This window comes from Pseudoflavonifractor phocaeensis, from assembly GCF_016901735.1.
Classification (GTDB): Bacteria; Bacillota; Clostridia; order Oscillospirales; family Oscillospiraceae; genus Pseudoflavonifractor_A.
The window spans coordinates 18,229-32,576 of record NZ_JACLZC010000033.1 but is presented as its reverse complement, the minus strand read 5'-3'; the positions used below and the strand labels follow the sequence as shown (position 1 = coordinate 32,576).

18 protein-coding genes are annotated in these 14,348 nt (G+C 64.1%); 16 read left to right on the top strand and 2 right to left on the bottom strand.

Translation table 11 applies throughout. From position 1 onward, the window contains the following. The 7 genes from H7U37_RS08680 to ispF form a co-directional block, all read left to right on the top strand. Window positions 1-819 (top strand): BaiN/RdsA family NAD(P)/FAD-dependent oxidoreductase (locus H7U37_RS08680; RefSeq protein ID WP_204875159.1); only part of this gene is annotated, 819 nt, incomplete at its 5' end. Between the two features lie 13 nt (window positions 820-832). Further along, on the top strand, window positions 833-1,510 hold the full coding sequence (gene cmk, locus H7U37_RS08675) for a (d)CMP kinase (protein ID WP_204875157.1): 678 nt from the start codon (window positions 833-835) through the stop codon (window positions 1,508-1,510). Window positions 1,511-1,557: 47 nt separating this feature from the next. Continuing rightward, window positions 1,558-2,115, top strand: coding sequence for a lysophospholipid acyltransferase family protein (locus H7U37_RS08670; RefSeq protein ID WP_243414281.1), 558 nt, complete (start codon window positions 1,558-1,560; stop codon window positions 2,113-2,115). Continuing rightward, window positions 2,112-4,046 carry a bifunctional 4-hydroxy-3-methylbut-2-enyl diphosphate reductase/30S ribosomal protein S1 gene (locus tag H7U37_RS08665; protein ID WP_204875154.1) on the top strand — a complete coding sequence of 645 codons (1,935 nt, stop codon included), beginning with the start codon at window positions 2,112-2,114 and terminating at the stop codon, window positions 4,044-4,046. The genes H7U37_RS08670 and H7U37_RS08665 overlap by 4 nt, the downstream gene beginning before the upstream one ends. 231 nt (window positions 4,047-4,277) lie before the next feature. Next, complete coding sequence (locus H7U37_RS08660; protein WP_204875153.1) at window positions 4,278-4,754, top strand: CarD family transcriptional regulator; 477 nt, start codon at window positions 4,278-4,280, stop codon at window positions 4,752-4,754. A 74-nt stretch (window positions 4,755-4,828) separates the two neighbouring features. Continuing rightward, window positions 4,829-5,560: a 2-C-methyl-D-erythritol 4-phosphate cytidylyltransferase gene (gene ispD / locus H7U37_RS08655; protein ID WP_204875152.1), complete on the top strand. Its 732-nt coding sequence runs from the start codon at window positions 4,829-4,831 to the stop codon at window positions 5,558-5,560. 13 nt (window positions 5,561-5,573) lie between these two features. Further along, on the top strand, window positions 5,574-6,047 hold the full coding sequence (ispF, locus tag H7U37_RS08650; protein ID WP_204875151.1) for a 2-C-methyl-D-erythritol 2,4-cyclodiphosphate synthase: 474 nt from the start codon (window positions 5,574-5,576) through the stop codon (window positions 6,045-6,047). A gap of 165 nt (window positions 6,048-6,212) precedes the next feature. On the opposite strand, the gene H7U37_RS08645 is transcribed toward ispF, so the two are convergent. Beyond that, on the bottom strand, window positions 6,213-7,331 hold the full coding sequence (locus tag H7U37_RS08645; protein WP_204875150.1) for an aminotransferase class V-fold PLP-dependent enzyme: 1,119 nt from the start codon (window positions 7,329-7,331) through the stop codon (window positions 6,213-6,215). Then, window positions 7,328-7,582 (bottom strand): putative Se/S carrier protein, encoded by a 255-nt coding sequence (locus tag H7U37_RS08640; protein ID WP_204875149.1) that lies wholly within the window; start codon window positions 7,580-7,582, stop codon window positions 7,328-7,330. The genes H7U37_RS08645 and H7U37_RS08640 overlap by 4 nt, the downstream gene beginning before the upstream one ends. A 305-nt stretch (window positions 7,583-7,887) precedes the next feature. Here H7U37_RS08640 and cdaA point away from each other — a divergent pair, with 305 nt between their 5' ends. From cdaA to gmk, 9 genes are all read left to right on the top strand, one after another. After that, window positions 7,888-8,775, top strand: a complete 888-nt coding sequence (gene cdaA / locus H7U37_RS08635) for a diadenylate cyclase CdaA (protein ID WP_204875148.1) — start codon at window positions 7,888-7,890, stop codon at window positions 8,773-8,775. Continuing rightward, window positions 8,753-10,006, top strand: a complete 1,254-nt coding sequence (locus H7U37_RS16065; RefSeq protein WP_204875146.1) for a CdaR family protein — start codon at window positions 8,753-8,755, stop codon at window positions 10,004-10,006. The genes cdaA and H7U37_RS16065 overlap by 23 nt, the downstream gene beginning before the upstream one ends. A gap of 19 nt (window positions 10,007-10,025) precedes the next feature. Beyond that, on the top strand, window positions 10,026-10,451 hold the full coding sequence (locus H7U37_RS08625; protein ID WP_204875144.1) for a SoxR reducing system RseC family protein: 426 nt from the start codon (window positions 10,026-10,028) through the stop codon (window positions 10,449-10,451). 1 nt (window position 10,452) lies between these two features. After that, window positions 10,453-11,331 (top strand): DUF5685 family protein, encoded by an 879-nt coding sequence (locus tag H7U37_RS08620; RefSeq protein ID WP_204875142.1) that lies wholly within the window; start codon window positions 10,453-10,455, stop codon window positions 11,329-11,331. A 37-nt stretch (window positions 11,332-11,368) separates the two neighbouring features. Beyond that, window positions 11,369-11,968: a J domain-containing protein gene (locus tag H7U37_RS08615; RefSeq protein ID WP_204875140.1), complete on the top strand. Its 600-nt coding sequence runs from the start codon at window positions 11,369-11,371 to the stop codon at window positions 11,966-11,968. A 1-nt stretch (window position 11,969) separates the two neighbouring features. After that, window positions 11,970-12,494 carry a hypothetical protein gene (locus H7U37_RS08610; protein ID WP_204875138.1) on the top strand — a complete coding sequence of 175 codons (525 nt, stop codon included), beginning with the start codon at window positions 11,970-11,972 and terminating at the stop codon, window positions 12,492-12,494. 83 nt (window positions 12,495-12,577) lie between these two features. Next, a complete protein-coding gene (locus tag H7U37_RS08605) occupies window positions 12,578-13,456 on the top strand; it encodes a YicC/YloC family endoribonuclease (protein ID WP_338049808.1) in 879 nt (292 codons plus the stop codon). Window positions 13,457-13,463: 7 nt separating this feature from the next. After that, window positions 13,464-13,718 (top strand): DUF370 domain-containing protein, encoded by a 255-nt coding sequence (locus tag H7U37_RS08600; protein WP_204875136.1) that lies wholly within the window; start codon window positions 13,464-13,466, stop codon window positions 13,716-13,718. Next, window positions 13,715-14,323, top strand: a complete 609-nt coding sequence (gene gmk, locus H7U37_RS08595) for a guanylate kinase (protein WP_204875134.1) — start codon at window positions 13,715-13,717, stop codon at window positions 14,321-14,323. The genes H7U37_RS08600 and gmk overlap by 4 nt, the downstream gene beginning before the upstream one ends. Window positions 14,324-14,348 lie beyond the last annotated feature (25 nt).

Sequence of the window (14,348 nt, the reverse complement as noted above, 5' to 3'; positions counted from 1 at the left end):
GTGCGGGGGGTCCACGGGACGGTCCGGGGCAAGGCGGTGGTGCTGGCCACCGGCGGAGCCTCCTATCCGCTGACCGGCTCCACCGGCGACGGATACGCCATGGCCGCGGCGGCGGGACATACGATCATCCCGCCCAAGCCCTCTCTGGTGCCGCTGGAGGCGGCGGGAGAGGACTGCCGGAGGATGCAGGGCCTTTCCCTGCGCAACGTGGCCGTCCGGGTGAAGAATCAGAAGAAAAAGGTGGTCTACGCCGAGCAGGGGGAGATGCTCTTCACCCATTTTGGCGTCACCGGGCCGCTGATCCTCAGCGCCTCGGCCCATATGCGGGAGTTTGAGAAGGACCGGTACACGGTGTGGATCGACTTAAAGCCGGCGCTGGACGAGGAGAAGCTGGACCAGCGGCTGCTGCGGGACTTTGCGGCCCAGCCCAACCGGGCGTTTCACAACGTGCTGGAGGGCTTGCTGCCCCGGCTGATGGTGCCGGTGATGGCGGAGCGGTGTGGGATTCCCGGGGACCTGTCGGTGAACGGGGTGACCAGGGCCCAGCGCCGCCGGCTTCTGGAGGAGCTGAAGGGGTTCCGGGTGGACATCACCGGTCCCCGGCCCATCGCCGAGGCCATTGTCACCAGCGGCGGGGTAAAGGTCAGCGAGGTGGACCCCCACACCATGGCGTCCAAAAAGCTGCCCGGTCTTTATCTGGCCGGGGAACTGCTGGACGTGGACGGATATACCGGCGGCTTTAATTTGCAGGTGGCCTGGTCCAGCGGTCGGGCGGCCGGAGAGAGCGCCGCGCTTTTCTGCGCGGAAGACAGAGAATAAAGGAGCAGTGGACATGTCGAAGAAGAGCATCGCCATCGACGGACCGTCCGGGGCCGGAAAGAGTACCCTGGCCCGTCAGATTGCCAAGGCGCTGGGCTTTTTGTATGTGGATACCGGCGCGATTTACCGCACGCTGGCTTTGGCGGCGCTGCGCCGGGGGATCGACCCGGCCAACAGCGCCGACGTACTGGAGGTGCTGCATGGGATCAAGATCGACCTGGGGTACGGGGCGGACGGATTGCAGCACATGTACCTGGACGGGGCGGACGTAACGGAGGAGATCCGCACGCCGGCGGTGTCGGCGGGGGCGTCGGCGGTGTCGGCGATTCCGGCGGTGCGGACCTTTTTGATGGATATGCAGCGGGACCTGGCGGCCAGCCGCGATGTGGTGATGGACGGCCGGGACATCGGCACGGTGGTGCTGCCCGGCGCGGACGTGAAGATTTTTCTCACGGCCACGGCGGAGGAGCGTGCCAGGCGGAGATATGAGGAGCTGCTGCTGCGGGGGACGGAGGTAGACTATGAGACCGTCCTGCGGGACATCGTGGCCCGGGACGAGCGGGACACCAGCCGTACCGCCGCGCCGCTGCGCCAGGCGGAGGACGCGGTGGCGGTGGATACCACCGGCAAAAGCCAGGAGGAGAGCTTGGACCTCCTGCTCAATTTGATAAGGAGGCAGCTTGCGCAATGAAGACCGAAACTTGGTATACGATGATATATACGGCCGTATGGCCCTTTATGAACCTCATCCACCCGGTGAAGGCCATCGGCCGGGAGAATATTCCGGAGGGGGGCTGCATGATCTGTGGCAACCACACCAGCGCGGCGGACCCGCTGATGCTGGTCTACGCGGTCACCCGGGAGAAGTGCCAGGTACGGCCCATGGCGAAGGTGGAGCTGACCCGCCTGCCGGTGGTGGGCTTTTTGCTGCGCAAGGCGGGGGTGTTCGGCGTGGACCGGGGGAGCGCCGACGTGGGCGCCATCCGCACGGCGATGAAGTATCTGCGGGGCGGCGAGAAGGTGCTGGTCTATCCGGAGGGCCACCGGGTGCGCAAGAGCCGGGGCGACGTGCGGGACCCCAAGGCGGGAGCCGCCATGCTGGCGGTGCGGTGCGGGGTGCCCATCCTGCCGGTGTACATCCCGGAGAAAAAGAACTTGTTCCGTCCCACGCCGGTGGTGTTCGGCGAGCCATATTTTCCCAAGACCGAGACGAGAAAGGGCACGCCGGAGGAGTATGAGGCCATTACCGCCGATCTCATGAACCGGATCGACGCGCTGGAGGAGAAGATCGGATGAAGGTGGAGCTGGCCAAATCGGCGGGCTTTTGCTACGGGGTGCGCCGGGCGGTGGAGGTGGCCCAGCAGGCGGCGGCGTCGGGCCGTCCCTGCGTGATGCTGGGGCACATCATCCACAACAACAGCGTCATTGAGGCGCTGGAGGCCCAGGGGGTATCGGTGGTGGAACGTCCGGAGGACGCGCCGGCGGGGAGCGCGGTCATCATCCGCTCCCACGGGGAGGGGAAGGCGGTCTATGACGCCCTCCAGGCCAGAGGCGCGGAGATCATCGACACCACCTGTCCCAACGTCTCCCGCATCCACAAGCTGGTGGCCCAGGCGGAGGCGGAGGGGCGGTGTCCTCTCATCATCGGCAGTCCCAGCCACCCGGAGATCCAGGCCATCGCGGGATGGTGCACCAACGCGGTGGTGCTGGACGGCCCGGAGGCGCTGGGGGACTGGCTGGCGGCGGACCCGCGCCGCTGCCGGATGCCGCTGGCGATGGTATCACAAACCACTTCTACCAGAGAGCGGTGGGAGCGGTGTATAAAAAAAGCAAAAAAAGAGTGTACAAATATCAAAATATCTGATACAATATGTAATGCTACGTGTAAACGACAGGCCGAGGCTCAGGAGCTGGCGGCCCGGAATGAGGCCATGATCGTCATTGGCAGCCGGGAGAGCTCCAACACACGGCGCCTAGCCGAGCTTTGCGCGGCTCTCTGTCCGACGGTCTTGTGGATCGAACGGGCGGAGGAACTGGAACCTTCCAACCTGTACGGGAAGGCTTCTGTTGGAATCACCGCGGGTGCGTCCACGCCCGGGTGGATTATAAAGGAGGTCTATGACAAAATGAGCGAAGAAAACATGGAGATCGAAGAATCCTTTGCTGAAATGCTGGAGAAGTCGATCAAAACTTTAAATACAGGGGAGAAGGTCACTGGCGTCGTCACTGGCATCACGCCGACTGAGATCTATGTGGATCTGGGCGCCAAGCAGGCCGGTTACATACCGGTCTCCGAGCTGACCGACGATCCCACTGTAAAGGTCGAGGACATCGTGAAGATCGGCGATGAGATCGAGACCTACGTGATGCGGGTCAACGATCAGGAGGGTGTGGTCACCCTGTCCAAGAAGCGTCTTGACTCGGTCAAGAACTGGGAGGACATCGAGCAGGCCCGCGAGGAAAAGACCGTGGTCGAGGGCCTCATCACCGAGGAGAACAAGGGCGGCGTGGTTGCCAACGTGAAGGGTATCCGTGTGTTTATCCCCGCGTCCCAGACCGGTCTGCCCCGGGACGCTGCCATGACCGAGCTGGTCAAGCAGAAGGTCCGCCTGCGCATCACCGAGGTCAACCGTGCCCGCAAGCGCGTGGTGGGCTCCATCCGTGCCGTGCAGGCCGAGGAGCGCGCCGCCAAGGCCGCCGAGGTGTGGAACAACATCGAGGTAGGCAAGCGCTACGCCGGCGTGGTGAAGTCCCTCACCTCTTACGGCGCCTTCGTGGACATCGGCGGCGTGGACGGCATGGTCCACATCTCCGAGCTGTCCTGGAGCCGCATCAAGCATCCCTCCGAGGTGGTGAAGGTGGGCGACGCCGTTGAGGTGTACGTCATCTCCTTCGACACCGAGAAGAAGAAGATCTCTCTGGGCATGAAGGACCGCAATCAGGACCCCTGGGCCGTGTTCACCGACAAGTACAGTGTGGGCGACGTGGCCAACGTCCGTGTGGTGAAGCTGATGACCTTCGGCGCCTTTGCCGAGGTCGTGCCCGGCGTGGACGGCCTGATCCACATTTCCCAGATCGCCGACCACCGCATCGACAAGCCCGGCGACGTGCTGGCCGAGGGCGATATGGTGGACGTGAAGATCACCGACATCGACTACGAGAAGAAGAAGGTCTCTCTGTCCATCCGTGCGCTGCTGGACGACGTCCAGGGCGCGGACGCCGAGTAAGGCCCATCCCCCAAACGCATACGCAGGACACAAGAAGGTCCGCACCCGCTCCGGTGGGTGCGGACCTTTTCCGTACGCTGTTTTTTCCGCGAGAAGATACAGAGAAACGAAAGAACAGGAAAATTTTCGGTAAATTTCCTTGCCAAAACGCCCAAAAAGGCGTATAATACAAAGTGTAATAGCGAAGCCTTACAATTTTAGGGAAGCAACCGGAATCAGGAGGTGAGTATCATGTTTCAGATCGGAGATAAGATCGTCCATCCGATGCATGGTGCTGGCGTGGTAGACAGCATCGTACAAAAAAAGGTGGACGGCGTGGTGCGGGAATACTATATCCTCAAGCTGCCGGTAGGCGGTATGATGGTCATGGTACCCACCGAGCACTGCGCGGAGATTGGGGTACGGCCCATCGTACCGGGCGAGGAAGCGGAGCGCATCATCGCGCAGCTCTCCAGCATCCAGGTGGAGATGACCTCCAACTGGAACCAGCGCTACCGGGAGAACATGGCCCGGCTGAAGAGCGGCGATTTGCTGGAGGTAGCGCGGGTCATCAAGGGCCTGGTACAGCGGGAAGGAGAGCGGGGCCTGTCCACCGGGGAGCGGAAGATGCTCCACTCGGCCAAGCAGATCCTGATCTCTGAGCTGGTTTTGGCCCAGAACGCCAAATATGAGGACGTGGAAGCCCGGGTCGAGCAGGCGCTGGCCTGAATCGGGCGGTCATTTCGGCATCGGAACAGGGAGCCCCTCCGGGCTCCTTTTTCGTGTGGAAGGGGAGGAAGCGCATGGCAGGATTTTTGAAGCGGCTCTTTGGCCGGGAGGAAGGGGAGGCGCCGCGCTGCGCGGCGGTGGTACCGGCGGCGGGGTCGTCCACCCGGATGGGCGGGCAGGACAAGATCCTGCTGCCGCTGGACGGAGTACCGGTGCTGGTGCATACTCTGCGGGCGCTGGAGCGCAGCGCCTGGATCACGGAGATCGTGGTGGTGACCCGGGAGGACCTGATGGTGCCCATCAGCCAGCTCTGCCGGGAGGGGGCGCTCTCCAAGGTGAGCAAGGTGGTGGTGGGGGGCGCCAGCCGGGCGGAGTCGGTGCTGCGGGGCATTCGGGCGCTGCCGGAGGAGACCGAGCTGGTGGCCATTCATGACGGAGCCCGTCCCCTGGTCACGCCGGCGGTGATTGACGGGGCCATCCGCATGGCGTGGGAGCGTGGAGCGGCGGCGCCGGCGGTACCGCTGAAGGACACGGTCAAGCGGGCTCATGACGGTCTGGTGGAGGAGACGCCGGACCGGTCGGCGCTGTTCGCGGTTCAGACGCCCCAGGTTTTCGCGGCGGATCTGATCCGGGGCGCGCTGGGCAAGGCGGTGGAGGAGGGAGCCCCCATCACGGACGACTGCTCGGCGGTGGAGCGCCTGGGGATGCAGGTATTCCTGACGGAGGGCGACTACACCAACATCAAAATCACCACACCGGAGGATCTGGCAGTGGCGGAGGCCCTGCTGTCCTGGCGGCAGAGCTGAAAGGAAGAAGCATATGCGCATCGGACACGGTTACGACGTACATAAACTGACACAAGGCCGGGCATTGATTCTGGGGGGCGTGGACATCCCCTACGAAAAGGGTCTGCTGGGCCACTCCGACGCGGACGTACTGACCCATGCGGTGATGGACGCGCTGCTGGGCGCGGCCGGTCTTTGGGACATCGGCCACGCCTTTCCGGACACGGACCCGGCCTATGCGGGGGCGGACAGCCTGCTTTTGCTGGACAAGGTCATGGAGATGCTTTCGGAAAAAGGCTTCCGGGTGGGCAACGTGGACGCCACGATTTTGGCCCAGCGGCCCAAGCTGGCCCCCCACATTCCGCAGATGCGGGCCAATCTGGCCCGGCATCTGGGCCTTTCGTCGGACCGGGTCAATGTCAAAGCCACCACGGAGGAAGGACTGGGCTTTACCGGCGCGGGCGAGGGAATGGCGGCGCACGCGGTGGCTCTTTTGGAGGAGATTTGAGTTTTTGGCCGCTTTTTGCAAAAAGCGGCGGGGTCCAGGGGCAGCGCCCCTGGCCGTCCGCCGCAGCGGACAAAAGTCCCATGCCCGCCTAAAACCCGGACACAACCTGTCCAACCATCCAAACAGGCAGAGCAATGGCCCTGATCCATTCGCTCCGCCTGTTTTTTAACGCCCTGTCAGCCGGGCCACACAGCGCACCAGCCGGGCCGCCTCCCCTTGGGTATTGAAGGCGGAGAAGCTGGCCCGCACCGTCCCCTCCTCAAAGGTTCCCCCCGACTCGTGGGCCATGGGCGCGCAGTGGAGCCCGGCCCGGACCGCAATGCCCATCTGCCCCAGCCGCGCGGCGGCTTCTTCGCAGTCCACACCCGCTATCTGAAAGGAGAGCACCCCGGTCTGGGCGGGGCCGGAAAAGACCCGTACCCTCGAAAGCCTCTTCAGCCCGCCGGCGGCCTGGGCCGTCAGCCGCCGCTCGTGGGCCAGAATTCGCCCCGTGCCCATGCATCGCACAAAACGCAGGCCCTGCAGCAGTCCGGCAATTCCGGGCATATTATGAGTACCGGCCTCCAGCCGATCGGGGAGGAAAGGGGGCATTTCGGGACTGGCAGAGGCGCTGCCGGTGCCGCCATACAGCAGCGGCGCAGTCCGGACCTGCCGTCCGCACAGCAAAAGCCCGGTGCCCTGGGGACCGTACAGCCCCTTATGTCCCGGCATGGCGATAAAGGCGGCGCCCCAACCGTCCAGATCCAGGGGCAGACAGCCGGCGGATTGGGCGGCGTCCACGATGAGGGGTACCCCGCGCTGCCGGCAGAGGGCGGCGATGTCCGCCACGGGGAGGGTATAGCCGAACACATTGGACACATGGGTGCATATCACGGCGTCCACGCCAGGCTCAACGGCTGCCCGGAAGGCGTCCAGCGCCGCCTGAGGACGAAAGAGGGGGGTGGCCGCGATGCGGACCTTGGCGTCCAGGGCGGCCAGAGGCCGCGTCACGGCGTTGTGCTCCCAGCCGGAGAGGACCACCCGTCCGCCCGGCGGCACCAGGGACCGTATGGCGATGTTGAGCGCGTGGGTGGCGTTGGCGGTAAAGATGACCCGCTCCGGATCGGCCACGCCGAAGAGGGCGGCGGCCTCCTCCCGGCAGCGGAAGGCGAGGGCGGCGGCCTGGGCGGCGGCGGGATGTCCGCCCCGTCCCGGAGTGGCCAGGCGTCCCACGGCCCAGGCGGCGGCCCGGACCACGGCGGGCGGCTTTTGGAGGGTGGTGGCGGCGCAGTCCAGATAGATCATAACAGCACCTCCCGATAGCTGCCGTCTCCGGCGGTGAGGTAGACCTGTTTCGGGGTCAATTCCGCCCGGCGGAGGGCCAGAAGGGCGGCGGCCAGGTTCCGTTCGGCGATTTTGACCGAATAGCCGCAGCCCTCGCCGGCGATGCGCTTGGGGGAACGGAGGATATAGGCGGTGATGCCCGCCCGCTCCAGGGCGGTGGCCGTCCGCTGGGCGTAGGTCAGGGAACGGCAAAGGATGAGATAATAGACCATGGCAGAACGCTCCTCTCGCCCCATCCTATGCCGCGGGAGGGCGGGGGGTGCGGCGGCTGTCCGGCGGAAAGGGGGCTCCATGAGAAAAGCGCCGATTCTCCTCGGAAAATCCCTGGGCATACGGTGCAAAATGGACAATTAGAGCACTGAATTCATAGAAATTTAATGGTTGCCGTATTGCCAATGGAGGAGAAACAAAGTATAATATTGACTGCTGAATAGACCGGCGTTGGATGGATGGAAGGCCGATCGGCGGCATGTGTGTACCGGAGAGACGGCAAAAGACCGGGAATGGAGCGTTGCACATGGAATATTTTCTTCAGATCCTGCAAAATGTGATCAGTGTTCTGCGGCTGATCCATATTGCGGACATCATCGACGTTGGCATCATCGCCCTTCTGATCTATAAAGTGATGATGCTGGTCCGGCGGACCAGTACCGGCCAGGTAGCCAAGGGCGTGGTGCTGGTGCTGGTGGCGGCGGGACTGTCGGAGTTTTTCGAGCTCTATACATTGAACTTTCTGCTCAACCAGGTGGTATCCTGGGGCGTTCTGGCCCTGGTGATCCTGTTCCAGCCGGAGATCCGCAAATTTTTGGAGCAGATGGGCAGCAGCCGGCTGGGGGACCTGATGGGCCATCCCAACGCCCCCGACGAGATTGAGCACGCCATCCAGCAGACGGTGGAGGCGTACACCTCCCTTTCCAAGAGCAAGACCGGCGCGCTGATGGTCTTTGAGCGGAAGAACCGCTTTGACGACTGCATCAAGACGGGCACCGCCCTGGAATGCGAGGTCAACAGCGAGCTTTTGAAAAATCTTTTCTGGAACAAGGCGCCCCTCCATGACGGCGCGGTCATCGTGCGCAACGGGCGCATTGTGGGCGCGGGCTGCGTGCTGCCCCTGTCGGGCAACGTAAATTTGTCCCGGGATCTGGGGATGCGCCACCGGGCAGGCATCGGCGCCAGTGAACACTCCGATGCGGTGGTGGCCATCGTCTCGGAGGAGACGGGCTCCATTTCGGTGGCGGTGGGCGGGATGCTCAAGCGCCATCTGGCCCCCGAGACGCTGGAGCGGCTGCTGCGCAACGAGCTGCTGCCCCGGCAGGAGAGCGAGGAGCAGAAATTCAGCTGGCTCCGCAACCGGCTCAAGGGCATGAAAGGAGGAGAACAGAGTGGAGAAAATCAAGGAAAGTAAATGGACCTACGCCATCCTCTCTGTTCTGGTGGCCATCATCATGTGGATGTATGTGGGCTCCGACCTGAATGTGGAGACCACGGTGGAGCTCTACAATATCCCCGTGGTCTTTGAGGGGAAGGACGACCTGGCCGACCGGATGCTGATGATTACCGAAGGAGCGGACCAGACGGTCAACCTGAAGCTGCGGGTCAACCGCAGCTCTCTCTTCAAGTTCAACAGCGACACGGTGAGCGTTGTGGTGGACGTCTCCAAGATTGAGGACCCCAAGGAATATACCAGCACCTACCGGCTGGTGACGCCCAATACGGTTTCCAGCTCCAGCGTGACCGACCTGACGGAGAACAAGGAGATCACCTTTACGGTTGCCCGTCTCGTTGAGCGCAATGTGGAGGTGCAGGGCCGTCTGGACAGCGACGTAGTGGTGGCCGACGGCTACCAGATTGGGGAATTCTCCATTGTACCGGGCACCGTCTCGGTGAGCGGCGAGTCGTCGGCGGTGAACCAGGTGGACCACGCGGTGGTGGTGGTGAGCAGCGAGGCGCCCCTGTCGGAGACCTACACCGGCGAGCTGCCGGTGCAGCTGGTGGGGACGGACGGCCAGATGCTGGATCAGGAAGCCCTCCACCTGGCGGTGGACATGGATACGGTGCAGGTGACGCTGCCGGTGGTGCAGACCAAGGAGGTCAAGCTGACGGTGGACCTGAAGGCGGGAGGCGGAGCCACGGCCGACCACGCGGAGGTGGACATCGAGCCCAAGTCGATCACCGTGGCGGGGAGTGCCAGCGCACTGGAGGGCCTCACCGAGATCACCCTGCCCAAGATCATCGACCTGAGCCAGATCTATACCCAGGAGGAATATACCATCCCCATCCAGTTGGACAGCGAGCTGACCAACGTCAGCGGGGTGACCCAGGCCACGGTGACGGTCAAGCTGAGCGGTCTGACCTCCCGGACCATCGAGGTGGAGACGGGGAGCATCGAGCAGGCCAACCTGCCCGAGGGGTACACCGCCACTGTGGTGACCCAGTCCTTTCAGGTGCAGATCCGGGGTGAGGACGCCGAGGCGGTGGAGTCTGTAATTGCCTCCCAGCTGCGGGTGGTGGCCGATTTGAGCGGCGTCACCGCGGTGGGCAGTCAGACGGTGCCGGTGCAGATCTATCTCAACGGCAGCAGCGACGTGGGCGTGGTAGGCTCCTACCGGGTATCGGTGTCGGTACAGCGGGAGTGAAGGGGAAAGAGGAGTTGACATGGTACAAACGGCAAGAGTAAAGCGCCTTTTGGCCGATGGGCGGGCGGAGGTCGCGGTGCCGCGGAAGTCGGCCTGCGGCCACGACTGCTCCCAGTGCGGCGGCGGATGCAGCGAGATGCTGGTCCAGATGGAGGTGACCACGGTGGCGGCCAACCCGGTCCAAGCGGAGCCGGGGGATACGGTCCGGGTGGAGAGCGACTCCAAGGGCATCCTGCGCATCGCGGCGGTGGTCTATCTGGTTCCCTTTCTCCTCTTTTTCGTGGGCTACTATCTGGTCGGCGGACTGTTTGGCAGCGAGAGCGGCGCCATCGCCGCGGCCATCGCGGGCTTTTTGCTGGGGCTGTGCGGCGCGGTGCTGCTGGACCGGCAGGTGAAGCGGAGCCGGCAGAACGCCTTCCGCATCACCGAGATCCTGCGCGGCTGAGGTGTTCGGCTATGTACGGCCCCTCCGCGCCGAGCTGAAGGTGCGGGAGTGGGAGAGCTATCAGGCGGTATACTGCGGCCTGTGTACCGCCATGGGTCGGAAATACGGTTTTTTGTCCCGTTTTTTTCTCAGCTACGACTTTACGCTGCTGGCCATGCTCCTTCTGCCGCCGGCGGAGGGACCGGGGCGGACCCGGTGCCGCTGTCCGGCCAGGCTGTGGTGCGGGAAGAAGCCCTGCACCGCCCCCCATCCGGGGATGGACCGGGCAGCGGGGGAGAGCGTGATCCTGGCCTGGTGGAAGTTACAGGACACCCTGGCCGACGGGAACTGGTGGGAGCGTTTTTTGGCCCGGGGTCTTTCCCTGGCGCTGGGGCGGGCCTACCGCAGGGCCCGGGCGGACTGTCCGGACTTTGACAAAACGGTAAAGGAGTGCCTGACGGAGCTTCACGATCTGGAGCGGGACCGGACGCCCTCCATCGACCGGCCGGCGGACGCCTTTGCCCGTCTGCTGGCGGGGGCGGGTCCGGTGACGGGCCGGGACGGTCCGGACCGGGCCATGTATCAGCTTTTGTACCACCTGGGCCGGTGGATCTATCTGGTGGACGCCTGGGACGATCTGGCGGAGGACCGGGAGAAGGGGCGCTACAATCCCATTGCCCTTCGCTTTTCCGGCGCGGAGGAGGAGAGCCGGGAGGCGCTGGCGCTGACGCTGCGCCACTCCCGTGCGCTGGCCGGTTCCGCATCTCAGCTGGTGGAGCTGGGCCAATGGCGGGGCATTGTGGACAACATTCTGTATCTGGGCCTTCCGGCGGTGGAACGCCTGGTACTGGAGGGACGGTGGGGGAGCCGGAAGGGCCGGCGGGACCCCTTGTCGTCCTAATAAGAGAGAAATCATACAAGATAGGAGACAAAACACCATGACCGATCCCTACCGGGTGTTGGGTGTGGAGCCCAGCGCCACTGACGAGCAGGTCAAGCGGGCTTATCGGGAGCTTGCCCGCAAGTACCATCCGGACAACTATCAGAACAATCCTCTGGCGGACCTGGCCGAGGAGAAGATGAAGGAGATCAACGAGGCCTACGACCAGATCACCAAGGAGCGGGCCGGCGGCGGGCAGAGCTACCAGAGCGGCGGCTATCAGGGGAGCTATCAGAGCGCGTCCAATGCCGGCGGGCAGGGCAGCCACGGGGTGTATCAGCAGGTGCGCCAGGCCATCAATCTGGGGGATCTGAACCGGGCGGAGCAGTTGCTGCGCACCGCCCCGGCCCAGAACGGGGAGTGGCATTTTCTGATGGGCAGCATCGCCTACCGGAAGGGCTGGCTGGACGAGGCCATGCAGCACTATCAGACGGCCTGTTACATGGACCCCTCCAACGGGGAGTACCGGCAGGCTCTGGCCCGGATGCAGCAGGGGGGGCAGGCGTATCAGCCCTACGGCTACGGGGGCGGAATGGACGCCTGCGACTGCTGCGCGGGGCTGATGTGTCTCAACTGCCTGTGCGGCGGGTGCAACTGAGATGGGCCGGGGCGCACAGACCAGACGCCTGGCCGCGGGCGCGGTGCTGACGGCGCTGTCGCTGGCGGTACTCTTTGGGTCCTGCTATCTCCCCACCGGCCGGATGGGCCTGGTGGCGGCGGCGGGATTGCTGCCGGCGGCGGCGGTGATCTCGGCGGGCGGGATCAAGGCGGGACTTTTGTGCTACGGGGCCTCGGGACTGCTGGCCCTGCTGCTGCTGCCGGACAAGGGGAACGCCCTGCTGTATCTCCTCTTTTTCGGCCTTTATCCCATGGTGAAATCGGCGGCGGAACGGCTGGCTCATCAATGGCAGCGCTGGCTGGGAAAGCTGGCCTTTTTCTACGGGATGCTGAGCGTGCTGTGGTTTTTGGCCGGGGAGGTGCTGACCCCCTTCCTGCCCGCGGCGCTGGACAGCACGCCACTGGTGTACGGAGTGGGTACGGCGGTGTTTGTGGTCTACGACTACGGCTTTACCAAGCTGATCGGATTTTATATGGCGCGGGTCCACCGGTATCTGTTCCGGTAATTCCGTCTGTGCCGCCCTCTTTTCAAGGGGCGGAAGATCTGGTATAATCTAAAGATACCATCTGCAAGAAGGAAGGGAAGTCTGTGGTCAAGAGCATGACCGGCTATGGACGCGGCGAAGAGGTCCGCGGCGGCCGCAAGATCACGGTGGAGGTCCGGTCGGTGAACAACCGGTATCTGGACTGTAATATCAAGCTGCCCCGGCTTTACGTCTTTGCCGAGGAGGCCATCAAATCTCTGGTACAGGGGACCATCAGCCGGGGAAAGGTGGATGTATTCGTCACGCTGGGCCCGTCGGAGGAAGGGGACGTCAAGGTGTCGCTCAACCGTCCGGTGGCGGACGGGTACTACCGGGCGCTGCGGGAGATGCGGGAGAGCTACGGCCTGAAGGATGAGATCACGGTGTCGCTCCTCTCCCGGTTCCCCGACGTGTTTCTGGTGGAGAAGAACGAGGAGGACGTGAAGGCGGTGGCGGCGGACATCTGCGCCGTGCTGTCGCTGGCCCTGGCCGACTTTGACGCCATGCGCACCCGGGAAGGGGAAAAGCTGGAGCAGGACGTGGCCTGCCGGGCTGACACCATCGAGGCCCTCACCGGCCGGGTGGAGGCGCGGAGTCCGGGCATCGTGGCCGATTATCGGGCCCGGCTCACCGCCCGCATCACCGAGGTGCTGCAAAACACCCAGCTGGATGAGAGCCGCATCCTGACCGAGGCGGCTATTTTTGCGGACAAGGTGGCGGTGGACGAGGAGACCGTCCGCCTGCGCAGCCATCTCTCCCAGCTGCGCCAGATGCTCCGGTCGGAAGGCCCGGTGGGGCGCAAGCTGGACTTCCTGATCCAGGAGTTCAACCGGGAGGCCAATACCATCGGCTCCAAATGCAGCGACGTGGAGACCGCCGGCATCGTCGTGGACATCAAGGGCGAGATCGAGAAGATCCGCGAGCAGATCCAGAACATCGAGTGAGGCGGGTATGAGGCTGGTGAACATAGGCTTTGGCAGTCTGGTGGCGGCGGAGCGGGTGCTGGCGGTTATCAGTCCGGAGTCGGCGCCCATCAAGCGCCTGATCCAGGAGGCCCGGGAGCGGGGCAACCTGATCGACGCCAGCTTTGGCCGCCGGACCCGGGCGGTGCTGGTGCTGGACAGCGACCATGTGCTGCTCTCGGCGCTGGAGCCGGAGGAAGTGGGGCAGCGTCTGGGCGTGTCGGAGGAGGAATCGCAGGGATGAAGAAGAAAAAGCAGAAGGGACAGCTGATCGTGCTTTCCGGCCCGTCCGGGGTGGGAAAGAGCACGGTGATCGCCGAGCTGCTGGGGGAGCGGCGGGACATGTATTTTTCGGTGTCCTTTACCACCCGTACCCCGCGGGTGGGCGAGGCCGACGGCGTGAATTACAACTTTGTCTCCCGGGAGACGTTTGAAGGGATGATTGCCCGGGAGGAGCTGCTGGAATACGCCGAGTATATGCACAACTATTACGGCACCTCGCTGAAGGTCATCCAGGACAAGCTGGCGGCGGGGATCGACGTGCTGCTGGACATCGAGGTCCAGGGCGCGGCGACGGTGCGGGCCAAGTGTCCGGAGGCGGTGCTGATCTTCATTATCCCGCCCTCCTTTGAGGAGCTGTCCCGCCGGCTGCATGGCCGGGCCACCGACCCGGAGGACGTCATCAGCGGGCGGCTTCAGCGGGCCCGGGAGGAATACCGGAACATCCCGTCTTATGACTATCTGGTGGTAAACGACAAGGTGAGCCAGGCGGCGGCGGAAATCATCGCCATTCTGACGGCGGAGGACTGCCGCGTCCGCAACCGGATGCACCTGGTGGACGACGTGTGAGTGAAGAGACTGAAAAGGAGACTGA